18 protein-coding genes are annotated in these 23,902 nt (G+C 46.8%); all 18 read right to left on the reverse strand.

The window, feature by feature from the left end:
* Positions 1-4 precede the first annotated feature (4 nt).
* Positions 5-1,594 carry a SpoIIE family protein phosphatase gene (locus tag L4D76_RS02200; RefSeq protein WP_428439288.1) on the reverse strand — a complete coding sequence of 530 codons (1,590 nt, stop codon included), beginning with the start codon at positions 1,592-1,594 and terminating at the stop codon, positions 5-7.
* Positions 1,572-5,036 (reverse strand): PAS domain S-box protein, encoded by a 3,465-nt coding sequence (locus L4D76_RS02205; protein ID WP_428439289.1) that lies wholly within the window; start codon positions 5,034-5,036, stop codon positions 1,572-1,574. The genes L4D76_RS02200 and L4D76_RS02205 overlap by 23 nt, the downstream gene beginning before the upstream one ends.
* A gap of 148 nt (positions 5,037-5,184) precedes the next feature.
* On the reverse strand, positions 5,185-6,021 hold the full coding sequence (locus L4D76_RS02210; protein WP_428439290.1) for a phosphate/phosphite/phosphonate ABC transporter substrate-binding protein: 837 nt from the start codon (positions 6,019-6,021) through the stop codon (positions 5,185-5,187).
* Positions 6,022-6,318: 297 nt separating this feature from the next.
* The gene (locus tag L4D76_RS02215) at positions 6,319-7,062 is read right to left on the reverse strand and encodes a P-loop NTPase family protein (RefSeq protein WP_428439291.1); all 744 of its coding nucleotides are present in this window, start codon (positions 7,060-7,062) and stop codon (positions 6,319-6,321) included.
* A complete protein-coding gene (locus tag L4D76_RS02220) occupies positions 7,062-9,176 on the reverse strand; it encodes an SLBB domain-containing protein (RefSeq protein WP_428439292.1) in 2,115 nt (704 codons plus the stop codon). Before L4D76_RS02220 ends, L4D76_RS02215 begins: the two co-directional genes overlap by 1 nt.
* Before the next feature lie 11 nt (positions 9,177-9,187).
* A complete protein-coding gene (locus L4D76_RS02225; RefSeq protein ID WP_428439293.1) occupies positions 9,188-10,009 on the reverse strand; it encodes an OmpA family protein in 822 nt (273 codons plus the stop codon).
* A 23-nt stretch (positions 10,010-10,032) separates the two neighbouring features.
* Complete coding sequence (locus L4D76_RS02230; RefSeq protein ID WP_428439294.1) at positions 10,033-10,341, reverse strand: STAS domain-containing protein; 309 nt, start codon at positions 10,339-10,341, stop codon at positions 10,033-10,035.
* A gap of 189 nt (positions 10,342-10,530) precedes the next feature.
* Positions 10,531-11,169: a sugar transferase gene (locus L4D76_RS02235; RefSeq protein ID WP_428439295.1), complete on the reverse strand. Its 639-nt coding sequence runs from the start codon at positions 11,167-11,169 to the stop codon at positions 10,531-10,533.
* 56 nt (positions 11,170-11,225) lie between these two features.
* On the reverse strand, positions 11,226-12,467 hold the full coding sequence (locus tag L4D76_RS02240) for a glycosyltransferase family 2 protein (protein ID WP_428439296.1): 1,242 nt from the start codon (positions 12,465-12,467) through the stop codon (positions 11,226-11,228).
* 20 nt (positions 12,468-12,487) lie between these two features.
* The gene (locus L4D76_RS02245; protein WP_428439297.1) at positions 12,488-13,609 is read right to left on the reverse strand and encodes a glycosyltransferase; all 1,122 of its coding nucleotides are present in this window, start codon (positions 13,607-13,609) and stop codon (positions 12,488-12,490) included.
* Positions 13,606-15,051: a GumC family protein gene (locus L4D76_RS02250; protein WP_428439298.1), complete on the reverse strand. Its 1,446-nt coding sequence runs from the start codon at positions 15,049-15,051 to the stop codon at positions 13,606-13,608. Before L4D76_RS02250 ends, L4D76_RS02245 begins: the two co-directional genes overlap by 4 nt.
* Complete coding sequence (locus tag L4D76_RS02255) at positions 15,048-16,190, reverse strand: glycosyltransferase (protein ID WP_428439299.1); 1,143 nt, start codon at positions 16,188-16,190, stop codon at positions 15,048-15,050. Before L4D76_RS02255 ends, L4D76_RS02250 begins: the two co-directional genes overlap by 4 nt.
* Positions 16,191-16,200: 10 nt before the next feature.
* Positions 16,201-16,917 carry an acyltransferase gene (locus L4D76_RS02260; protein WP_428439300.1) on the reverse strand — a complete coding sequence of 239 codons (717 nt, stop codon included), beginning with the start codon at positions 16,915-16,917 and terminating at the stop codon, positions 16,201-16,203.
* Between the two features lie 448 nt (positions 16,918-17,365).
* Positions 17,366-18,739: an O-antigen ligase family protein gene (locus L4D76_RS02265; protein ID WP_428439332.1), complete on the reverse strand. Its 1,374-nt coding sequence runs from the start codon at positions 18,737-18,739 to the stop codon at positions 17,366-17,368.
* Positions 18,740-18,786: 47 nt separating this feature from the next.
* On the reverse strand, positions 18,787-20,235 hold the full coding sequence (locus tag L4D76_RS02270; protein ID WP_428439301.1) for a lipopolysaccharide biosynthesis protein: 1,449 nt from the start codon (positions 20,233-20,235) through the stop codon (positions 18,787-18,789).
* Position 20,236: 1 nt separating this feature from the next.
* Positions 20,237-21,394 carry a glycosyltransferase family 4 protein gene (locus L4D76_RS02275; RefSeq protein ID WP_428439302.1) on the reverse strand — a complete coding sequence of 386 codons (1,158 nt, stop codon included), beginning with the start codon at positions 21,392-21,394 and terminating at the stop codon, positions 20,237-20,239.
* The gene (locus L4D76_RS02280; protein WP_428439303.1) at positions 21,384-22,700 is read right to left on the reverse strand and encodes a glycosyltransferase; all 1,317 of its coding nucleotides are present in this window, start codon (positions 22,698-22,700) and stop codon (positions 21,384-21,386) included. The genes L4D76_RS02275 and L4D76_RS02280 overlap by 11 nt, the downstream gene beginning before the upstream one ends.
* Positions 22,701-22,881: 181 nt before the next feature.
* The gene (locus tag L4D76_RS02285) at positions 22,882-23,895 is read right to left on the reverse strand and encodes a glycosyltransferase family 4 protein (protein WP_428439304.1); all 1,014 of its coding nucleotides are present in this window, start codon (positions 23,893-23,895) and stop codon (positions 22,882-22,884) included.
* Between the last annotated feature and the right edge of the window lie 7 nt (positions 23,896-23,902).

Consider the following 23,902-nt stretch of genomic DNA (forward strand, 5'->3'; position numbering starts at 1 on the left):
CTGATTATCCTTTTTGCAGAGAAACTGATTCTTTCGCCTGCAGTAAAATAAGGGTGGCGTCATCTTGCGCATGTGGGTCAACCAATTGCTCAAAGTGTTCAATAAGTTGCCGTGCCGCGCGATCCGGCGGGTGGGCAATGCTCTCGTTTAATCGCTGCAAAATATCTGCTTCAACAAAGCATTGTGCCGGTGTTTTTGACTCTAACAAGCCATCTGTATATAAAACAAGGCGTTCTGATTGCTTAATTTCAACTTGCGTCATTTGATAACGGGCATTTTCTATTAATCCGGGTAATAAGCCACCCACGTCCAATTGACGCATAGATCCTGCACCTAATATAAACGGCGACGGATGACCGGCACTGACAATACGCACTATTCCACCACTATGAACACTGAGCAATAAGAGGGTAATTGTGGATTGGCTTAGTAACCTATCCATATAGATGCCATTTGAGATCTGTTGCATCAAATGTTCGATCGACACGGCACCCACAGTTAATGCCGCCGATGCGCCATCCAAGTAACCCTGAATTATTCCTCTTAAATAGCCGGCAAAGGCATGGGAAAAAAATTTAGCGGTTTCGTCATGGCCTTCGACATCTGCCAGCATAATTAAACCGGCCTCTGTTCCTGTTTCATCCTTAAATGGATAAAAGTGAAAAATATCACCACCACCTCGTTCGCTGTGACTTTGCTGAAGCTGACATTGCCAATAAGGCATATCCAATGGAGTTTGAGGTAATAAAGAACCACAGATACGTTCGTTAATCATCTCACCCATGGCTTTTTTCAGTTGAACCGAACGGTAAATTGCCCGGTCAACTGATTGCAATAGTTGGTTTTTATTTACAGGCTTTTGCAGATAATCATCGACTCCCAAAAAATTGGCACGCTCAATTAGCTGGGAATTATCTGCCGCTGTTAAAAAGATAAACGGGGTCAGCTGACCATTTTTCTGTTCCAGTAATTGCTCCCGCAAACTCATCCCATCCATACGGGGCATGTTAATATCTGACAGTAAGAGATCATAATCATGTTTTTTGAATTGAGTTAAAGCCTGCATGCCATCAGCAACGATATCGATCTGATAGCGCTCAGACAAATAGCTGCGGTATAAGTTTTGCGCCACCAGCTCATCTTCAACAATTAATATTCGGGGCTGATGGCACTTTTCCGGTAAAGACCAGGACAAACTCAAACAATGGAAATTACCGGCATGATTTGGTTGGTAATCAACCGTATCAGCGAATGCATTAATCAGCTCAAGGCCTCGGCCAGACTCATGTTCTTTTAATACACTATCAAGCCCCTGATATGATTGCCTGGTTATATCCCATGGTTCACCGTCATCCATTAGCGCCAAGTAAAAATGAGCGCCATCTTGGCTCAGTGTGACTTGGAGCGTTGCGGCTTTTGGATTGCCATGTTTGATAATATTTGTTGCCGCTTCGGTAAAAGCCAGGCTGATACGGTTTGCTAACGCCTCACCCACTCTTTTTAGACTCAGTAGGCGCAGCAAAATCACTCGAATTTCTCGCACCGACTCAAGTTTGGCCTCTTTCTTCGTGTCATAAAGCAGTCGTTGTGTCATCTTCCCTCTCTTCAACAAACTGTTTTAATCCCAAAATTGATTGTTGGCAAAGCGGTAAAAGATCAGAGCTATGGCGTTCAACCTCGGCGCGGTCTTCTGCTCTGGCTGCCAGTTCAATCGCCAGTGCCTTTTGCTGTAATCGTGTTGTGCCAATGCTTCCTGAGCTGCTTTTAAGCTGGTGGGCCTCCGATTCAAGCAAAGTCCAATTTCTCTGTTTCACAGCTTCAGCCATTACCCGCATGCGCTTCTCAGTTTCGTCAATATAGAGCTTGATGATTTTAAGCAATACATCCTGACTCAAATCATTTACAAGCTGTGTCATCACTTTGCTATCAAGCATATCTTGATATGCTCCGGGCTCAGGTTGCACGCTGGAAACCTGCTGTTGTTCTTTTTGCTCCGTCTCTTCTCTTTTCCCTCTCAGCTCTTTGTGCTGCCCCTTCTTTTCAAGCCAATGGTATAACTTTTGTCTAAACAGCTTCACATTTAATGGCTTGGCTATGTAATCATCCATGCCGGCATTTAAGCAGCGCTGTTTATCCTCAGCAAAGGCGTTGGCCGTCATGGCAATAATAGTACTGGTTTGGTTTATTCCGGTCTGTGATCTGATTTTTTTTGTTGCATCAATGCCATTCATTATCGGCATCGCAAGATCCATCAATATCAGATCAAACTTCTTAGCCTGCGCCAGCTCCACGGCTACCTCCCCATTTTCGGCTATATCGATCTCTATCCCTTCCTTGGCCAGCAGCGCCCGTACAACCGCTTGATTTGTCAGGTTATCTTCAACCAGCAACACCTGCCTTTTAGTAAGTTCACCCTGTTCTTGTACAGTTGATTTATTATCTCTCTTTTCAAGGGTGCTGCACTGAGTGTCCGTAAAAGCCGAAAAAAACTGCGCTTGAGTAAGAGGTTTTGAGAACACCAGGTCATAACCTTTTGTCTTGGTTACAGACGCTGAGCGAAATTTTTGAATTGGTAATAACGTTGCAAATTGCCAATCTTTATTTGAATCCAACCGTTGGCTTAGCGCCTTGTAAAACGCGAGCTGCTTTGTTTCTACATCTTCATCAACCAAGAAGATCACTCGTGACAAATGACTTGAAATAGATAGATTTTCACTCAAATCTTCAACGGGTATGTGCCAGCTATTCAGCTGCTCTTTCAGTCCTTGGGTTAATACCGGATTATTCAGATATAAAGCCACCACAAATTCTGGTTGCTGATCAGCGGATTGTGGCGTTGTTTCCTTCATCTGATAACCCAGAGGCAATTTCACCTTAAAGCAGGTCCCTTTTCCCAATTCGCTTGTCATCGAGATCTGACCGTCCATTTTATTAGCCAGGCGTTGCGTGATGGCCAGCCCCAGACCGGTACCGCCAAAGCGACGGCTATCATCATTTTCCAGCTGCACAAACTCAGCGAAGATATCTTGCTGGTGCTTGATATCGATGCCAATACCAGAATCTTCAACTTCAATGACCACCTTGGTATCAAGCTCCGGATATAAACGCACGATCACCCCACCTTGATCGGTGAATTTAATCGCATTGCTGATCAAGTTAGTCAGAATTTGACGAATTCTTAGCTCATCCCCCCAGTACTGATGCGCAATTTGTGGTGAGATTACCAGATTAACTTCAACCTGTTTTAAGCCAGCCTGACAAGCTAACAACTCGACAACAGATTCGACGGTGAATTTCAGATCAAACCATGCCGCGGTAAGCTCCAGGTGATCCGACTCAATCTTGCTAAAATCCAAGATGTTATTAATCAAAGCCATTAAGGTTTGACCGCCTTGATTGACAATATCGGCAAATCGCTGCTGCTCAGCATCTAATTTAGATTCCAGCAATAGGCTACTCATCGTGATCACTGCATTTAACGGCGAGCGGATCTCATGGCTCATCGTTGCTAAAAAACGACTCTTGGCTTCACTGGCTTGTTCTGCAAGCTTTCTCGCTTGCTTTAAACTTATTTCATTCGCTTTTTGCTCTGAAATATCTATAAAATGCGCAATGTAGTGGCTTGTGACCGCTCTCTCATCACGTACTGCGGTAATGGTTAAACGCTGCAGGTAAATTTCACCGTTTTTACGCCGATTATAGATCTCGCCACTCCATTGCCCTTTTGCCAGTAACGCCTCCCAAAGCGATAGATAAAAGGCTTTATCGTGACGGCCAGATGACAATATATTGGGATTTTTCCCTGTCACCTCCTGACGGCTGTAACCCGTGACGTTGGAAAAGGCGCTATTTACCCGAAGAATGCAGCCCTTAGAATCGGTGATAAATATCGGCTCAATTGATTCAAAAGCCTGAGCGGCGAGGCGCTGTTCCTCTTCTGCTTTTTTCCTCGCAGAGAGATCGCGGATAAAGGCGGTGAAAAAGGTATGCTCACCCAGATCTATTGGTGAGATGGCAATCTCAATCGGAATGATCTTTCCGGACTTATGCAACGTCTGCAGCTCCAGTCGCTTGCCAAGGACAGGCCCTTCTCCCGTTGCCAGATAATGGGCCATTTCTTTATTATGTGCCGCTCGAAAGGGTTCCTGCATGATCAGTTGCGCCATATTTTCCCCGATCGCCTCTTCCTGCGACCAGCCCAGAATACTTGCTGCCGCCTTATTAAACTCAACGATAACCCCGTGGTGATCGATGGTAATAATGCCATCTAAGGAAGCGGACAGTACGGCTTGGTTCATCGCCTCATTTCGGCTTGCCCGTTCAGCCAAAATACGATGTTCTTCAGAGGATTGTTCCAGATCTCGATAAGACCGGGCCAGGCTGACAGACATCCGGTTAAACTCATTGGCCAGATCCGCCAGCTCGTCTTGGCCGCTCACCGGCAGTTGAAAGCCGGGGCCAAAGCGACGGATATTGACCGATGAGGTTTTTAGCAGTTGCAGTTGTCGGGTAAGATAAGTACCCAAAATAAAAGAGAATACAGCAACTAAGACAACTTCTAGCGTTGCGATACCGGTAGCCCAGCGTCTGGCTTGTGCTAATAATAGTTCAATCGAGCTGGTTGAAAGGCCTAACTCAATAACCCCATACACATAGCCACCTTCCTGTATCTCATAACGCACATCAAAAATACCATCGTCAATTAACGAAAAATCGGTATCAACCCGAATTTCATGACTTAACGCTTCTGGCTGTCCCGATTCCGCTAATACTATGTCTCTGTTACTGACTCTGGCATATACCACATCAGGGTTGGCAGCTACCTCTTGAGTAATGCTGTCTAAACTGGCTAAATCTGTTGCCAATACTGCATCTTTTGCCGCGCTGGCAAACAGTTGAATGGTTGTCTGGGCCCGCTGCTGCAACTGTGTGCCATTTGAATCAGACAGAAAACGGATGCCGCTCAGCACCAGTATGACCAGAAGTACCGTTTCAATTACAGCAATGCCGAGAATGGTTTTTAATCGAAAACTCAATATGGCCCCATCCCTGTTGTTCTATACTCAACCAACTGATAAAGCTGGCAATAAAATGACTGTGTTACTGTTTATAAACCATAGTTCTATCGACCAGAAATTACATCGTAATTGTTAATATTCTCTCACGCCGAATGACGACTAAGGATCATTCGGCCAGAGGATCAACCAGATCATCTAACAACTCTATTCTTAAACGCCTGACATCATCCCAATCTCTACTTTGTGCCGCCTCGATACCTTTAAGCTTGATTGACTCTAACAAAGCCATGCCGTTAAGCGAGCGACCCATCTGGATGAGCGCTTGTTGTAACTTCAGCTGATCTGCCGCATTTACCTTTGGATGGGCCGCAAACGCATGGGGGGTGTAACCCTGTGTGGTCCAAAGCACGTGTAACTGCTTGCGTACCGTATCCGGTATATTGTTAAAGGTTCGCATTACTCCCCCTCCAGCCGGATACAACCCCTTCGCCACTGTGCTGTAGACTGAATCGTGGGAAGATACGTATTTAGGGGTGAAATTCACACCGATATCACTCAAGTGAGAGCGGGTTAAAATGCTGGCAGCAAAGGCAGCAGGAGCAGGGAAAGCAAGGGATTGCAGATTTAGCTGCTTCAGATCGGTAATGCCGCTATCTTTGCGCACCACTATAATGCCTTTAATCCGTTTATTCTTCGCCTTGGCTAAAGCGTGATAGCCGGGATCTTGATTAAACACGGTAAAGTGGTAAGGGTTCATATAAGCAAAGTCATAGTCACCCGCTGCCAGCCTTTTTTCAAAGGTTGGGATATTGGGTGCGGTTGCAAATTGAATTTCCAGTCCGGTCTGCTCGCTTAAATGCAACACAATCGGAGTCCAAAGCTGGGCCAGCTTACTGGCTGACTGTTGGGGCACAACTCCAAAAGTATATGTCTTTGCCATAGACGCCTGGGCGACTAAAAGCAGTAAGACCGGCCCCCATTTGATGAAAGTTTGTTTTACCATCTTCCCCCCTTTCCTTATGATTGCCCTTTATACCCAAGTTACCTCAAGATGCTCGTTTCAGCGAGAATTTCCAGGTGCTAAGGTCAGGCGCTGATTTGCAGATATAGTCGCTCTACATCAAAAATCAGCAACGCAACATTAGTGCCTGGAAAACTCGCCCTTCGGGAGTGATGCCAGCCAGCCCACTTCTGTGTCAAATGCACTCGAAAGGACCCGTCATTCCTTCGCACATTTTCCTTAAATTGAACTGGCTGGCATCACTCTGAATCCTGCATCTTGAGGTAACTTGGGTATAGTTTAAATGTCCATCGAAAGCAGAGACAGACCGTTTAATTTTCCGCTCGCCCAGCGTACCAATCTTGGAAGCTGCCTGTTTATACGATGTAATTCTCTTTTTAACTCATCAATCAGTTTTGGCTGATATTGATCATTCATCACAGTGCCAACCAAATTGGCCTGCTGATGGTTAAGGCATTCAACGGCATCTACGAGCTGTGCTTGCGTACAATGCCCGGAAAGTACCACCAGCAAACAGGCATCGCAGGCACTGGCCACCTGTTGAGCCGGAACCGCATGGCCACCCGTTGCCAGTAATGCCGTCGTATCTATTAAAACAGTATCATATTCTTGCTGCCAGCTATGGATCAGCTGTCGCAATACCTCCGGCTCTCGCAACCTCATCAGACTGCTCTTGTCCTGAGGAATACCAATGCCATTAAACACTGAATCACTATCGGCAAAGGACACCAGTTGCGGCGTTGACAAACAAGGGATAACCGCATTTAAAGGCGTTTTATGGTCCTGAGATAAGGTCGACTCGCAAGGCAGATCGATCACCTTTAAAATACCCGGACTGGCTATATTGAGATCCACCAGCAAGGTTGAATAACCAGCCAGTACATTACGCTGTGCTAACACTCTTAATATGGTTGTTGCCCCCTGCTGAGGCAGCGCAGAGCAGATAGCCAATGAGCGAATACCTTGCGCTAAGGTTCGAGAATAGAGCTGTTCAACTTCTTGTTGATAATGTACAACGTTCATTAAAACACCCCCAGCAAGGAAGCAATGGAAACCAGGCGGAAAATATCACCAACCGTTTGTCGGGTTTTATAACCAAGAGAGTCTTTCCTATCTGGCACATAAACCGTGTCGCCATTTCTGATCACCGGCAGGGTGGTGAAATCTGCCGTTTTACTAAACTCCGTCAGATCAAAACTACGCGCCTGATCTTTACAGCAAGAAAGATTCACCACCGTTATTTTATTGATGTAGGCATCAGAGCTAGTTCCGCCAGCCTCTGCTAACAGGTCTAACAAGGTCATGGAGTCATTAAAGCGGTAGCGGCCGGGGCGATTCACCGCACCGAGCACTCGAACTGTGGTTTCCTTGGTCTGATTCAGCCAAATTCTATTTTTTTCTGGAATATAAATGGTATCGCCGGTGGTAATTTGCGGCAGTAACTGCTGATCTCCGGTTTCAAAATAGAGACCGAGATCCAGCTTGGTGACTTTGGGACGACCTTTGTCGCTATGGCTGATCCGGATGTTATGAATATCGGCTTTGTCGGTAGGTCCGTCCGCCGCCGCCAAAATATCTAAAAAAGTCATCTCACTATTAAATCGATAACGGCCAGGCGCACCGACCTGCCCCATGATATATATCGACTTATCGGAGGATTGGCGCACCCATTGCGATTTATTATCTGAAGGGCCTTGCGGCAAATCATGGATCCGAACCACAGTACCCGCCTTGATTTTCGGTAAGCGAGCTTCTCCATGACCTTGTTTTATATATTTATCTAAATCAAAAATGACCGTGCGGTTATTCCCACGCCCATCCGGAATAAGCAGTTCAATATTAGCCGTGTCTGCGCGCGACTTAGGACCTCCGGCATGGGCCAGCAAATCCATCAAATTCATTTCATCTGACCACTCAAACCGACCGGGACGTACAACTTCCCCTATCACCCGTACCGCGCGATTAGGCGCGACTTTAAGCCAGGACTTTTCATTCATATCGGTTTTTTCAGGAACAAAAATCGCGTCACCGGCTCCAATCTCAGGTATCTGCGTCACCAGACCTTCGGTATAAGCCGCCATATCAAAGGGGCGCACTTCGCCATTTGCATGAATAATGCGAATTTGTCGCGATTCGGCAAAACGGGTCGGCCCGCCCGCATTGGCAAGAATATCCATAAAGGTCGCGCCCTCTTTACCTTCATAGGCACCAGGCTTAAAGACTTCACCCATGACATACACCATGTTGGCACCTGATTTGATCTCCTCCTCCTGACGCGGAACAAAGATGGTTGCACCGGAAGAGAGTGCCGGTAGAAGTTGACTATCTCCTGTATCTAAATACTGTTTTAAATTAAACAGATTGGGTTCGTTATGGTTGATCACCCGGATCTGCTCCACACCGGCATAACGCGTAACCCCTCCGGCACGCATTAAAAGATCAACCAATGAAATATTGGCTTTATAGGAAAAACTGCCCGGACGATTCACTTCACCAAAGACCTTCACCGCATTTCGATCAGCTGCCGCATCCCCGGCATCCGTCATTTTAGCTGCATCAAATTCCACTTCAATATTGCCGATCATCGGTGACGCTGGCACAAACAGAGTATCCAGTGAACGCAACTGGGGAAGATAGGATTCATTCCCCGAGTCCAAATAAGCCTTATAGTTAAACTCTTGCATTGAATCTTTACGACGCAGTTGCAACTTATCGAGTTGAGCCCCGGATCTTACCCCACCCGCTTTTGCTAAAGCCATTTGAATGCCTGCACTGGCTGGCAGCAGCACCTGCCCGGGCTTATCGACATAACCTAGCACCTGCACCAATACCCGTGTCTCTTTAACATAGACAGAGAGATGCATCAGATCGCGAAAGACACCACCAAGCTTTTCCTTCACTAACGCTTTAAGCTCTGTTTCTGTTAAACCCGCAACGGTCACAGTACCCACTTCAGGAAGGGTAATACGGCCCTGTTTATCCACATTGAGGTCCTGTTGCAAATTCTCTTCACCGGGTAAAAAAACCGCGATCAGATCACCGACTTGAACCTTGGTCTGCTTCGACACTGAAGCCGACGTAAAACAAGAGATAAACAGCAGGCTCATGCATAAAACTCGTGCTATAAATCTGAACATATCAAGCGCCTTTATTTATGAGTAACAGTTGTGGTCTGGTGAACACCAATACTTTCAACCAAAGCAATTGAAACCCGGCGATTCACCAATCGGTTCTGAGCAGACATTCCACCCGCTAAAGGAGCGGTTTCCCCGAGAGCAGAAACCTCAATTTTGCTTTTATCCATACCAAAGATTTGCAAATAGCGACTCACTTGCCGCGCTCGCAACATAGATAACTGATGGTTGTCGCTCTCATCGCCGACCTGATCTGTATGACCAATAACGTGTAAACTGTAGTGAGGAAATTGGTTCAGCAAGACGACAGCCTGAGCCAACCGGCCAATATATTTAGGGTTTAGTTCACTGGAACCAAATGCAAACTGATTGTCGGCATTTAGAAGCTGTTCAATCTCCGTCGCCACCGACACCGGGTTCAGATCCAATTGATCCGGATCTAGCCGGCAAGTCTGATAAGATAAAGCCGCAGAAAGTTGACGTTCCAGCCGATTTAACTGATTGCGTTGTATCAGGATATCGTTAGCGGCATCAAACTCTAAGCCACCAGCTAATTCACGCCCAATTCGCTGCTCTCTTTCTCTTGCCTGGGCTACGGTGGCAGGAAAACATAACTCTGCTCCATCAACGATTAACAGTTTTAACAGTTGACGGCTTAACTCAAAATCAAACCGCAGACCATGTTCCGGAGTTAATGGCTCGCCAGCCTCAACCGGGGAAAGACTCTGATAGTGATGCTCAGCAAAGCCGCCATATCCACCAAGGGGGAAACTGCTGCTACAGCCAGTCAACCAAAGCAATAGTCCAGTCAAGCAGATAACATTTATGCCTCGCATACGTATTGCTCCCTACGACGTCCTCAGCGGATTGAAATTACTTGATGAATTCTTAATAACTCCAATAATTGCTTTGGCTGACCACGGGCCCCCGTCAGCTCCAGTCCGCGACCTTCGGCTTTTAAACGTTTATATAAAAAGACAATGGCGCCAATACCAGATGAGTCGATAAAACCAACCTGCCTCAGATCTAATATGATCTGCTGTTGCTGATCTTCTGCCGTTATCGCTTCGAAGTCAGGGCGGATCTCAGCCACACTCAACGCATCAAAATCCCCGTCGAGTTTGACAATTAAATCACCACATTCGGTAATAGTTCGTTTGATATCCATATATGTTTGCCTGCTCCTGTGACTAATCCAATCAATTAAACAGGTTAATGCTAAAAGCATGCCAATGAATAAACCGATATTATTCAATAGGATAAATGGAGGCATTATGAGGAAGTAGGTGCATTTGCAAGTTGCAAATTGCAAATGCACCTACCCAAGTGACATCAAGATGCTCATTTCAGCGAGATTTTATTGGCCCCTTCCCTTAACCATTACTTCGATGGTTTTAAAGGCAATCGCAAGATCAGTTTTGATCCAGCTATTAAAGCTTGAAAGTGCGATGGCATAACCATGGTCATAGGCAACTTTGGTTCGTACATCTTCAATGCACGTATCATAACCCTGATTCACCTGAGCCAAACCCGTGATCCCCGGTGCCAAACCGTAGGTCCGTTCGACATAATATGGGATTTGAGACTCAAGTTTCTGATAAAAACAAGGGCGTTCAGGACGAGGACCAATTAAGGACATCTCTCCCCGCAATACATTGAGCAGCTGTGGTAATTCATCTAAACGTGTTTTACGCAAGAAACGCCCCACACGGGTAATGCGGGGATCGCTTTCCCTGGCCCACACGGCACCAGAAGCAGCCTCCGCATCCAGTCGCATGCTGCGAAACTTAAGCATAAATAAAAGCTCGGTTCTATCCGGTCGAGCACGGCCGATCCGCATTTGAGATATAAATACCGCCCCTTTCGAATCAAGCTTAATGGCCATGGCAATTACCGGGAAAAGAGGAAGAAAAAGCAGTAGGCCAGCAACTGCAGCAAAAATATCGCAAGATCTTTTTCCGATGAGTGTCTTTCGATCAACATATTGAACATTCATAAGTCTCTCCTTGTATCAGACTGCACCTATCAACAACGTGAACGGATATTGATTTCTTACCAGCGTCCTTTTTCCAATCCCCAGATATAACGCAGAGAACCAAGCAGATTCGCCAAATGCCCCGCGACCAGATAATTAATCAACTTCATCACCTTGCCGATCCCGGGCTGTTGCAGCAGCCGTTTTTCTCCCCAGCGCGCCAAACAACTAACTGGCCTTATCTCCCCGAGCTTATTTTGAGATGACGCCGTTTCTAGCTGGATAAAATACACCCAGGCGGCTGAAGCGTAACCAAGCAGTTGTGCCATCAACAATGTACCCCACACCCAGCTATCACGGCTCAAGATCAAGGTGAATAACAGTAAAAGCAGCATGAGATAGGGCATCAATACACGAAGAAATTTGCCTGAAAAGAAATTGAAGGCGATGGCACCATATTGAGGCATCAGCAATCTTTTAAGACGCAAAACTTGCTGCAAATTACCGGCAGAGATCCGTATTCTGCGCCGATAATCCATGCTGTGGCTGGCTTTTTCTAACTCAAATGCATGCAAATCGGGCTCATAGACGGCTCGATATCCCTGAGCAACAATTGTCATCGGTAAAATAAAATCATCATTAATGGTATCTTCAGGCATCGGGGTAAACCGATCCCGCCGGAACAGATAACAGGCACCATGTGCCCCTATCGTCGCTCCCGCCTGGGCCTCACAGACTTTAATCTGGCTTTGATACTTCCAGTATGCCGCCTCCCCCTCTGAGCCCGGCTCCAGTAACTGATAGTGACTGCAGATCACCCCGACATCCGGGGTGATCATATACTGATGGGCAACGTTAAACGCATCGATAGAAATAAGCGCCGACACATCACTTAAAGCGACCCAAGGCGTATCAAGCGATGCCACCAATTGATTCACAATGGCCACTTTACCCCGGTTATTCTTAAACTCGCGTACCTCTAGATTCAGATGGCTATTTTCAGGCCGTTTCGCTGCAACTCGTGCTAATTGCGCCGTCTGATCCGTACAACCATCGCAAGCAATGATGATCCGCAGCTTGTCTGCCGGATAATCAATAAAACCCAAGTTTGCGATCTTTTCTGAAATATAGGCAGCTTCGTTATAAGCGGGGATCACTAAAGTAATTCCCGGTATATTGACCTGCTGGCGAGAGATATTGTGATTGGAGGATTGACGGTTTACCGCTTTCTTGAACCACTGCTTTATCAGTAACGGGTAAATCAGGTGATGGTACACAATCAGCACCAGAGCCAGGGTGGCACAAACTTGCATTAACATAACGCCTCCTTTTGATCAGTTCAGCTTACTGGATGCAGGCGTTCCTGCTCTCCCTGATACAACCGGGCGTAAGCCATAGCGGTATCTCGGATATCAGCTTTCTGAGTAACAAAAGCCCTCGGACTTTTACGATCCAGCTCAAAAGGAAACAGTAAAACAGATTGTTCGAATAACTCTGTAATGGCGGCCGCTAATGCTCTGTGGTTTCTTTTTCTCACGATTTTTCCGGTGTCATGGCACAGAGACTCTCTTGACGCTCCGGCGGTGGTCACAATTGCCGGAATACCACACGCCTGCGCCTCTAATGGAGCCAACGGCATCCCCTCTTTTAACGAAGGCTGGCAAAATAGATCCAGGCTGCGATAAAAGGCCGGCATATCATCGATACGTCCCAGAAAATGGATCCGGTGATTTAACATTAAATCCCGGGTTTGTTTTATTAACCTGGCTTTTAGGCTGCCCTGGCCGGCAACCGCAATATGCACATTTCTTGGGAGCCGTGTTAACGCCTCTATCAAATAGGTGTGGCCCTTTTCCCATTCCAAACGGCCACTGCAACCAATAATGGTCGCGTGTTGCGGCATCCCAAATTTCTCTCTGGCCGTTTGCTGGCAGCCCGGAGAAAACTTACGGGTATCAATCCCATTCGTAATAATGACATCGGGCTCAATATTCAGGTGAGTCTTCATTCCTCTGGCCACATTTTCAGCATCTGCCACAAGAATGGGTTTAAATATGCGAATCGCCCGGGTTTGCAATTTGCAGTGCTGATCATTTGCCAAGTGCCAGGCATCATGCTCTGTATGGATCAGCGTCTCGACTCCGGCCACCCTGGCCGCCAACCCGGCATAGAGCAATGGACCAATATGATGAGTATGAACAACATCAACCTTTAGCTTTTTGAATATGCACCTTAACTGCCAGCAAGCACGGTAATCCACACCCTGCCGCTTATTTAAAAAAATCAATCTGTTGGCATAAGGCTGCAGCCGGGGCCAGCTTTGTAAAGCCTCTTCCATACTCCCTTCAAGACTCAAAATATAATTGTGCTGTTCGGGCTGACTAAACCGCTGCAGATCGAGTGCTAAGGTTTCGATCCCCCCCGGTTGAAGATGCTGCACCACTTGAATAACTGTTTTCATAACGTTGCTCCTGCCTCAAGATCCAGTTTAGGTATACGGCTGATAACCTTAACGCCAGTCCATAACTCGACATCTCTCTTTCGCCTTGCCGTGATGTCGACAATTTCGACCATTAGCGCCAGGCCGATGCCTAAAGCGCCACCCGCAACCATGCCGACAATGGCAAATAGCCAACTGGGTAAATTGGTCGGTCGAGTTGGAGTAAACGGCCTATCGATCACTTTTATCCTTTTCCCTTGCTCAAAATCCCCAAGAGAGCCTGTCACTTTTGCCATCTCATAACGTTTAGAAAGCTCCAGATAGAGTTCCCTTTTCACCGCGATCTCACGATTTAGCTGCTCAAGGCGGCGCTCTTGTTCACCAAGATCAGACGTCGATATTTCTAACGTCTGAATCATCTGTTTCAGGCTGCTGATCTCTTCCTCCAAACCATCCACACGGCTACGGGCCTGCTGTAATCTGTCAAGTTGAGAAATAAGCAACGGCTGATGTTTACTCTCCGTTGTAACCAGCATCGCTGAACTGACGATATCCCACAGCTTATCTGTATCAACAAATTCATCATCCTGTTGCAAAACACGAAGCCGTTCTGACTCCAGACGGGCCATATTGCGAATCGCGGCTTGCACCTGACTGTGTCCATCGTGATAGCGGGCTCTCAACATGGCTAATTGGCTACGAATAGCAACAATCTGCTCTTCGAGTCTGCCTACGACAGGGTTAGTCTTTGATAACTGCTGATCCAAACCACCCAGACTTTTTTTAGCGCCAGCTATTTCAGCCTCTCTTTCTGCCAGGCGTTGTTTGAGTGAAGCTAATCGATTGATATTCGCCGCATGGTATTCAGGTAATTGGGTCGTATTCTGATCTCGAAAAACTGCCAGATTTTTCTCTGCTAAATCCAGATCCCGACGCATTTTCTCTAGCATCAATTCCAGGAAATAGCTCGAATCTCGCATCGAAGATAGTTCCGGAGCTAAAAGCTGTTCGACAAAATACGAACTGACCGTTTCGAGGGTCTGTGCCATCCCCTCTGGGTGGCTCGACCGATAATCGATGCGGATCAGATCTTTGCCAACCATATTTACTGACAGGGCTGATGACAGCTCCTGAATAACAGAGTCACGCTCTACATCCGGCGTATCCGCATCTAATAAACCGCGGTCTTGAGCGACAGCCCCTAGAATATGACGGCTATGTAACAAGGTTTTCAGCGCTGCCATACGCTCTTTCAACATGGCTGAGACCGCTAAGTCTTCCAAAAACGGGTTCATTTTAGACGTTTCTTGGATCAACATACTGGTATGAGCCTGGTAGCGTTCCGGGGCCATGCTGCCAATAACAAACCCGACCACGGGTAAGATCAGCATGGGCAAAACAATCAGGTATCGCCTTCGCCATGCTGCATCCAAGATGCAGTAAAACCGATAATGCAGACTCATAGTGCCTCCAGATAGGTTGAAAGCTGCTCCGCTCTTGATTGCCAGCTCTCTGTGGCGACAGCTACTCGGGCATGTGATGGAATACTATGGTGCCTGGCATCGTTCAGAGCAGTAACCATCTGCTGTGGCGTTTCAATCTGGTAGATAAGATCCTGATACTCTTTTAATGCCGGAAAACAGGTTGAAACAATCGGCTTTCCCGCCGCAAGATATTCTCTGAGCTTTAACGGGTTACAGGCCCGGATCTGCGCATTATCAACAAAGGGGAATAGTGACGCCGTCCAATGCTGCACATAGGAAGGTAACTGATGATGGGCTCTGGGGCCCAGAAAGTGCACATGGGGGTACTTGGTTAACGATGAGCAATCAACATGCTGCTCGCCAATAAAGACAAAATGCCAATCTGGCAAACATTGAATCACCTGCTCTAACAGTGCGAAATCAAGCCAGTCGGAGATAGAGCCATAATAACCGGCGATTGGTCTGTTATCATCAGGCAGATCACTGGCACGATTGCATGGAGTTGCAAACAACGTGTAATCAACACCGTGACTTAAAAGTTGTGTTTTGAGCGGTGGAAATTTCTGATACAGAGATGCACTTGCCGCCAGGATAAGTTCTGCTTTCTGAACCAGCTGACACTCCCTCTGGCGAACAACCTGATGATCGACACCAGTCAATGCTGAGAAATCATCACAACAGTAATAAACTAATGCCGATTCCCCCAAGCGCCCGGCGACATCCACAGCTGTAGGCAGTGATGTCCATAGAATGGGCTGTTTTATGCCCATACTTCTCATCACAGGTTTGATTTGCCACACTAATAACTGGGCGGCAATCTGTCGTTGAAAACGGCCCTCTGGCACAGGAATGGTCTTGGGGTTTACAACCCGAAACTTTTGCCGGTCCGGCAATAACTGAACATCAGGATCAACCTGCTTTGCAGCAGTGGCACCGGCCGTTATTTTCTGCCATAACCGACCGAGATCTTTTCTGCTAAAGCGAGGTTTTCGTAGCCCTATGGAATTAATCCAAATCACTTTACGATCGGCTTTTAACATCAGTTGACGTATCAGGTGCTGAGTACTGCTCGGTAATCCGCCCCAATCTTCGCCAAAAACAATCAAATCTTTTGCCATAGTCCGTTTCTCACCTCTCGATAGATCTCACGACCCGAGCCGGAACACCAGCGGCAATCACATAGGCAGGCAGATCCTTGGTCACCACACTCCCCGCAGCCACAACCGTCCCTTCACCAATACACACCCCCGCCGTGACGGTCACCCCGGTGGCCAGCCAGACATCCCGCTCAAGTATGATGTCCCCCACTTGTTGTTCTGTTTCAGGAAAACCGGCGGCTCTGTCTGCACAATTAAGCGGATGACCGGGATAGCCCGCGAGCAAAGTGCGCCCGGCAATACGAACGTTATCGCCAATTTCAATGCGGCGTCCTACCGCCACGGTTGTCATCCAGCCAATATCAACATTATTTCCAATAATTAACTGAGGTGTTTTGGGCGAGGAAACCCGCCCGGTAAAGGTTGTTTTCCCACAAATTCGTACTTGATTACCTAAATGGATCTCTAACGTTCCTGCACAATATGGCAAGCCGCCATAGAGATAGAGTTGACCTTTGTCGCTGCTGAGCTGACTTTTAAACAGAGGCGTCCACAATGCAATTCGTGTCGCATGGGCCCAGGCGCCTTGACCGATTCGATACATATAATAAAGGGGTTTAACGAGCAACTGAGGTGCTGGCAATTCAAAAAAACGGATCTTAAAGTAAAGCTGAATAACAAATTGAGCCAATGGATGGTTACTGGTTTTCAGCCAACGCTTTGCCTTTGCAACAGAGAGCCTTTTCATAACATTCCTCTTGAACCCGATAATGTTCAAGAGACTGCACAGATTAAGCCATATTTCATAGAGCCGTAAAATTAATTTAATATCAGCAACTTACTAGCATCTGGTGCTTGGTGGAATTGCCATTTGAAAATAAACGAGTGCAACGCCGAGAGAAGTAGCAAAATGCAAACCGCGCTACTATACCCAAGTTACCTCAAGATGCAGGATTCAGAGTGATACCAGCCAGTTCAATTCAAGGAAAATGTGCGAAGGAATGACGGGTCCTTTCGAGTGCATTTGACACAGAAGTGGGCTGGCTGAATCACTCCCGAAGGGCGAGTTTTCCAGGCACTAATGTTGCGTTGCTGATTTTTGATGTAGAGCGACTATATCTACAAATCAGCGCCTGACCTTAGTACCTGGAAATTCTCGCTGAAACGAGCATCTTGAGGTTACTTGGGTATATCAGTTACCCGTCGGTTAAATGGGTAGCAACCCACTGGGCAGTGGCACAAACTAAGGCAGATAAAATATAGAGAGGCCAGGTGAATCCCTGGGTTAAGAACGTACCGGAAACCACGGTACCGATAAGACCGGTCAAGACCGCTTGTGCCGTCGCGACGATCTCAGGACTGACGGCAGAGGTTTGCGCTTCAATTATTGCGAGGCTACGCAGAGAACTACGAATTAAAATGGCGATCATGGCGATAAAAACCAACAGGCCCACAAAACCAGTTTCAGCCAAAACACCAAACCAGGTGCTGTGAACAGCATGGTTCAGCCCGTCCCAATGTTTTGAATAAAAATAATAATTATAATAGAAATTATCAATACCAACCCCAAACAGGGGATTTTCTAACGCCATATGAAAGGCCGCTTCCCATGCATATAAACGCCCCATAGCAGATTCATCTATCCCGGCTTCACCGGCCCCTCCAGATGCCCGCCCTGAAATTCCGGCAACCGTATATAACAGAGCGGCAACAAGCGCACCACCAATCAGGAACAAGCTCTTTGATTGAGTTCGCCGATATGCAAACACCCCTATAACGGCCATGATCCCCAGCAAGCCACCACGACTCTGGGTGGCAATCACCGCAGAAAAAAGAGAGATAAAACTCATAAAGCCCAAACTTCGGCTGAAAAAACCAATCCCTTTATTAAGCATTAAACTAAGAGCAAATGCGGCAGGAAACATCAGTACCAAAGCCAGATCATTCGGATCCCCCAGCACAGATCCTATATCTCGGCCGATGGTGACACGGCCCCCTTCAACTAAACCAATACCTGTCATTTTATTGTTTAAGGCCACCAGAGCGACCATTAATCCTGCCGCTGTGAATAAGCGGGAAGCAAAGGCAAAATCTTTGATTGTTCGGGTCAACCATGCGATGGCAAAGGTCATCAGCGCAATTTTCCAGTAAATCCCTTTAAAGTAGCTGATAGCAACCGACTGATTACTGGCCAAAATCACCCCAAGGGTCACCCAAAAGAAAAAGAGGGCGATAAAATTCAATTCAAAGCGCCAATAGACCTTTATTTTCTGGCTGATCATCAAGTGCCAGCAGAGGGCGAAAATAGAAGCTAATGAGAGCAGCAGAGGGATCTTTAAAGAATAAAGCTGGGGAAAGACCTCATGAATTCTAAAAAATGAAAACACGACAAAAAAGACCACCATCACAAACGGGTAGCCAAGTACCACTAGAATCACGCCAGGCAATAGAGCCAATACAGCAGCAACCGCAGGATGCGGCACCAGATACCAGACGGCGCCGATGCAGAGGGAGGAACCAAACGCCAGCAACAGGTTACCCGGGGGTGCTCGGCGTTGGGGTGGCACCATTTTCACTACCGATACCAAATCGTTCGCTGTCCGTTTCGGCCTATTGCTCATTGCCACTTTTCCCTGACGGTATTACGCAATGTCGCCATCGGAAACAGCTGCAAAGACGCGGCAAGATACAGCAGAACCAGGCCGCCCGAGAAGGCGATGAACAAGCGTATCTCATGGTTATGAGTAAGCTGAGCTAAAGCCAGAATAGAAAAACTAACCCAGGCAATGTAAGCCAGTTTCTTAACCGGATAGCGCAAAGGCAAGTAAACCTGACTAAGTACCACAAACAAACCCAGACGGCACAACTGCGCCAACAATAAACCGCCGATGATCCCCCAGACACCGTAGTTACCCCAGAACAGCAAAGCCACCATAGTTGAAAGACCAACCAGAGTGCCGATCAAGTTAACCAAAAACTGTGTTTTGGTTGTTCTACCAATAAAACAGCCAATATTGACCAGCTCAGCCACCTCCTTGACTGCCATCACCATAACCAAACCCAAGGTATATTGTGCGGCAAGCTGATAATGGGCCGGGAACAACTGGTGAATTAACCAAGGCGATGCTAAAGAAACAACTAAAGCGATCACGAAAGTCAGGCAGAGCCCGACACAGATATATTTCACAACCTGCTGATGGCCATTTTTACGATTTAAATATTCAAAGCGTTTTGGCGACCACCACATACCAAATGGCTGTAAAAGTAACACGGTGGCTAGTGCAAACTTACTGGCAACGCCATATTGGGCAATGGTTTCCAGATCAACAACACCTAACAGCAGCCAGCGATCTAGCCCCGCCAATGGAAAACTGACTAAGCCACTGCCGACGATTGGCAGGCTATAGATCAATACCGGTTTTATCTTCCGGAAACGGAGCTGCATGCCTGTATCTAACATTTGCATCCAGATCAAACAGACCGCTTGTATCAGGGTCGCCACCAAGCCCGCAGCCAAAATACCTGTCACACCAAACCCCATATCAACACAGGTAAAAACCAATATCGCCTGCAACAAGGCCCGACCGACGGTTACCAGAAAAAAAACAACCGCTTTATCCTGAATTCTCAGCCACCCCAGGCAAACCGCTACCAAGGCCTCTAAGGCCAAAAAAGAAAAAATGAAGATAAGATCTAAACGATTAAGCTGAATGGACCAGAGCTGCAGAAACAACTGGCTTATAAATTGCGCTAATAATGGGGCAAAAAAAACCGCCAGAACCGATAAAATCAGTGAAATCCCAAAGAACTGAGCAGCAATTTCCTTTTTTTGCCTATTGCTTTTCTCTAGCCCCACAAAGCGATACAAGGCATCTTCTAACCCCATGGCTAACACAATGCTACCCAGAACCGCCACGCTGGTTAATACCTCTAATCGCCCCATTTCTGCCGGAGTTAATTGATAGGCAAGCCATGGTAGCATCACCATCGAAAGCCCTTTCATAATGACAATGCCGATGCCATAAAGCAGCGCTTGGTGAAATGCAGTTAATTTGAGGGTTCTCATATTAAACCCTCTCTGTTGCGAACGGCGGCAAACCGCTGAGCTTAGGCTGAGTTATGCCTAAAGCGTGGTAGATCCTCTCGGTTAACGGCCGATAGAGATCATCGGCGACATAATTTTGAGCGATCTTAAACGCGGCTTTTCCTAACCGCCTTCGTAATTTGTCATTGGCCTGGAGCTGACGAATTTTCTCGGCCAGATCGGCGGCATTTCCCGCTTGATACTTGACACAACACTCCCCGTCAACCAACACCTGATCCCAATAAGCGCCATCATCAGGGATCAAGATACAATGACCCGCCGCCATCGCTTCTAAAATCGATAAACCAAACGGCTCACTGTGGCTGGTAGAAACAAAAATATTGCTCTCGGCACGAATTCTATCAAGATGGTCTGGCATTTCATGCCAATGCACCCGCTCCAATGCCACCGGCGCTTTTGATATCAACAGATTGATCTGTTTGGGTCGGATATAACAAATATGGGTTTGCGGGCGTTCGTTACTATCGAGCTGTTGCAACGCTTGAACAAAGAGATCTAAACCTTTCCACTTTAATAGAGATGCCGCCCAATACAGTTGGGGGTGTTGCTGTTGGCAGGCTTGCGGCCAGTGCTCCAGTGAGAGCCCATTATTAAACGCCTGAAAGCGAGTAGTGTTAACAAGCTCTTCTGAAAAGCCTCTGAACCTGTGAAGTGCATTTTGGATCGACTCTTCTGTCGATGCCAAATAGAACACCGCATCTGCTTTTATTAAACAGCGTCCAATGCTCCGAGAGCATGCAACAGGCCCATGCACCAATTGCACCAGCACAAATCGAAATAGCAACCGGGCAAAATAGAGAGTGAAATCGCCCCCCGGACCAGAGGCTCCAAGTACCATGTCAATTTTACCAAACCTGAGCCTGGCAATTACCAAATTAAAAACCAACAACAGATGTTTAATAAAAAACAGCACACCTTGCGTTTTATTGGCTAACCACCTCATCTCCAGTAACTGAAGCTTCTTTAATTGCATTCCCTGCCAAGACGTTGGATCTTTGGTGATCACAGTGATCACCACCTGATTGCTATCTAAGGTCTTCAGCAAGCTTAAAGTGGCATTTTTGGAGCCGCCAGCAAAAGCGATACCATCCCAAACCAGAATATGTTTTTTAATTTTCATCCGAAACTCCCGCTTGAACCACCGATGACCTTTTAGGCCAGTATTTTTGCCAAATGCCACTGTGAGCAATTGAGCGAAACAAGTTAAACCATGATGTGCCACGGCTTTTTATGTCGTTATTTATTAACGTTTGATTGCTATATTCCGTTATCAATTGCTCATATTGCGCAGTGACCTTAAATACATTGGCTTGAATTGAAAATTGCGCCTGAAGTCTTTCGTAACTTGCAGCCGCAAGTTGCATGCGCAGCTCTGGTGCTAACATTAACGCTTTTAAGTGAATAACCAGTTCGTCAACATTACCGGGCTGATGCAACAACCCGGTCTGCCGGTCCACTATAACTTCAGGAATACCGCCCACTCTGGGGGCGGCAATAGCAACTCCCGCCAACGCGGCTTCCAATAAAACTAAACCAAACACCTCTTCCCTGGCGGTGCTTAACAAAAGATCGCAGCCCCCTTTCATGTGACCAACAACATCAGGCTGTTCGCGTAATAGAGTCACCCTGTGTTCCAGCTTCAGCTCAGATAGCTGCTGCTCTAAGTTTGCCCGTTCCTCCCCCTCTCCAATGATCACCAGGTGCAGGTCAACTCCCAGTTTTTCTAAGGCTGCACACGCCTCTATCGCGATATCGAATCCTTTACGGAAGATAAGCGAGCCGACTGCGGCTATCAAAAAAGTACCGGGGTGTAAATTTAACTTCTGCCGCAAATCCACCACGGGTTGCTGGCTGAGGTTTTGAATATCAACGCCATTGGCAATGACAGATAGCTTGCTTTCTGCCATGCCATCCCACCGCAGCTGTTCGATCACAGGCTTACTGACGCCGATAACATGATCAACCTGATGAAGACCAAGTACCCAGCGCTGCCATAAGGGATATCGGCTATGGAGATGCGCAACCAGAGGTAAATGACAAGCACGCGCCACCCAATTGAGCCACTGGCAAGGAGCACCGCTATTGGCGTGGATTAGGTCAATGTTATATTGCTTTACTAACGCAATGCCTTGCCTGACTAACTGATAAAAGCCAATACAGTCAAACCGAGGTGGTTGCTCAGCGAAAAGAAGGGGAAAAGGCTGGCAGATAGTTGGAATATTTAATTCTTCCGCCTCCTTTTTTAAAACTTCACTGTTGCACCAAAGCACAGGACGATAGCTTCGGCTTTCTAGATAAGTCAGCAGATCCAATAAGCAACGCTCACTGCCTCTTATCCACTTTTCGCCATAATGTACAAATAAGATATTTTTTCTGTTATTAATAACATTATCTTTTTCTGCTCGGTTTAATTTATTCTCCGTCACAGCCGTTTCCCCTTGCTTCTTTATCGTTATCTCTTTTGTAAAAGCAAGGAACAAACCAAGTTTTAATAAAATTATTAATCTAACTGAAAATCATGCATTACAGATCAATACTGAAAATCAAATCAGCTGATTATCCCGATTGGTATTAAGCAGAAGTGCAATTTGCAAAACCATATTGCAATTAACAGCTCACCTTTTGATAAATGGAAATCAATTGAGGGATCACGGTATCAACAGAAAATTTCGTCTCTACCTGATACCGGGCTTGAAAGCGAATACTCATTTGCTGCTCCGGCGGCATTAACAGCCATCTCCGGATTTTATCAACAAAAGCATCAATATCAGCCACCGGCAGTAGCCAGCCATTGCTTTCATGTTTGATCAACTCGGACAATGCGCCAACTTGAGTGGCCACCACAGGAATACCCCGGCTCATCGACTCCAACGCAGCCATTGGCATGCCTTCAAACAGTGAAGGCATAATTAATAAGCCGATCTCAGGCCAGATATTACTCATATCTGACTGGGCACCATGAAACTTTACATTCACAGGTGCCTGTTGACGCAATTGGCGATCCAAAGGACCATCACCATAGATATGAAAGCAGTATTCAGGTAACTGCTTTGCAATCTCCAACATAAATTGAGGGCCTTTCTCTTCGCTCAAGCGTCCCACAAATGCCAATTGCTTCCCTCTGCCGATTGCCACGTTATCTGTCTGTACAAAGTTGTTTAACATCAAAGAGGCGACGGGTAATCGCTGTGAAATAGGCTGGCTTACCGTCAAACATTGCGCAGCCAACATGGCGCTGTATCTATCGATAAAATCATAGACAGCCAACTTACCTTTGGTGAGTTCCCCTGCATGATAAGTACTGACCACAGGTATCCCGCGCAGAGAGCCAATGACACGCGAGACAATGCCTGCTTTATAACCATGGCTATGCAGTAGACGAGGTTTCTCTCTCTTAACCATCGGCCATAGCCCCCACACCGGATGCGATAAGGTTCGTACCCTGATGCCGAGTTCAGCCAAGGCATCTTTGAGTGGATGCTTGCCATAATCAGCAAAAAACACCACAGAAACGGGAAAATGATGCTGGTGCAGCCCCGAAGCCAACTGCAATATATGGGACTCTATCCCGCCATTACGTTGACTATCTACCAATAGCCATATCTCTTTACTCGGTGCCATCGTCTTC

This window comes from Photobacterium sagamiensis, assembly GCF_050337085.1.
GTDB classification, from domain to species: domain Bacteria; phylum Pseudomonadota; class Gammaproteobacteria; order Enterobacterales; family Vibrionaceae; genus Photobacterium; species Photobacterium sagamiensis.

Excerpts from the sequence above, each read along its gene's own strand:
- L4D76_RS02285 (WP_428439304.1), bottom strand. The coding sequence starts at position 23,895 with ATGGCACCGAGTAAAGAGATATGGCTATTGGTAGATAGTCAACGTAAT.
- L4D76_RS02200 (WP_428439288.1), bottom strand. The coding sequence starts at position 1,594 with ATGACACAACGACTGCTTTATGACACGAAGAAAGAGGCCAAACTTGAG.
- L4D76_RS02275 (WP_428439302.1), bottom strand. The coding sequence starts at position 21,394 with ATGAAAATTAAAAAACATATTCTGGTTTGGGATGGTATCGCTTTTGCT.
- L4D76_RS02245 (WP_428439297.1), bottom strand. The coding sequence starts at position 13,609 with ATGAAAACAGTTATTCAAGTGGTGCAGCATCTTCAACCGGGGGGGATC.
- L4D76_RS02255 (WP_428439299.1), bottom strand. The coding sequence starts at position 16,190 with ATGGCAAAAGATTTGATTGTTTTTGGCGAAGATTGGGGCGGATTACCG.
- L4D76_RS02215 (WP_428439291.1), bottom strand. The coding sequence starts at position 7,062 with ATGAACGTTGTACATTATCAACAAGAAGTTGAACAGCTCTATTCTCGA.
- L4D76_RS02260 (WP_428439300.1), bottom strand. The coding sequence starts at position 16,917 with ATGAAAAGGCTCTCTGTTGCAAAGGCAAAGCGTTGGCTGAAAACCAGT.
- L4D76_RS02225 (WP_428439293.1), bottom strand. The coding sequence starts at position 10,009 with ATGCGAGGCATAAATGTTATCTGCTTGACTGGACTATTGCTTTGGTTG.
- L4D76_RS02235 (WP_428439295.1), bottom strand. The coding sequence starts at position 11,169 with ATGAATGTTCAATATGTTGATCGAAAGACACTCATCGGAAAAAGATCT.
- L4D76_RS02210 (WP_428439290.1), bottom strand. The coding sequence starts at position 6,021 with ATGGTAAAACAAACTTTCATCAAATGGGGGCCGGTCTTACTGCTTTTA.
- L4D76_RS02230 (WP_428439294.1), bottom strand. The coding sequence starts at position 10,341 with ATGGATATCAAACGAACTATTACCGAATGTGGTGATTTAATTGTCAAA.
- L4D76_RS02265 (WP_428439332.1), bottom strand. The coding sequence starts at position 18,739 with ATGGTGCCACCCCAACGCCGAGCACCCCCGGGTAACCTGTTGCTGGCG.
- L4D76_RS02220 (WP_428439292.1), bottom strand. The coding sequence starts at position 9,176 with ATGTTCAGATTTATAGCACGAGTTTTATGCATGAGCCTGCTGTTTATC.
- L4D76_RS02250 (WP_428439298.1), bottom strand. The coding sequence starts at position 15,051 with ATGAGTCTGCATTATCGGTTTTACTGCATCTTGGATGCAGCATGGCGA.
- L4D76_RS02270 (WP_428439301.1), bottom strand. The coding sequence starts at position 20,235 with ATGAGAACCCTCAAATTAACTGCATTTCACCAAGCGCTGCTTTATGGC.
- L4D76_RS02240 (WP_428439296.1), bottom strand. The coding sequence starts at position 12,467 with ATGTTAATGCAAGTTTGTGCCACCCTGGCTCTGGTGCTGATTGTGTAC.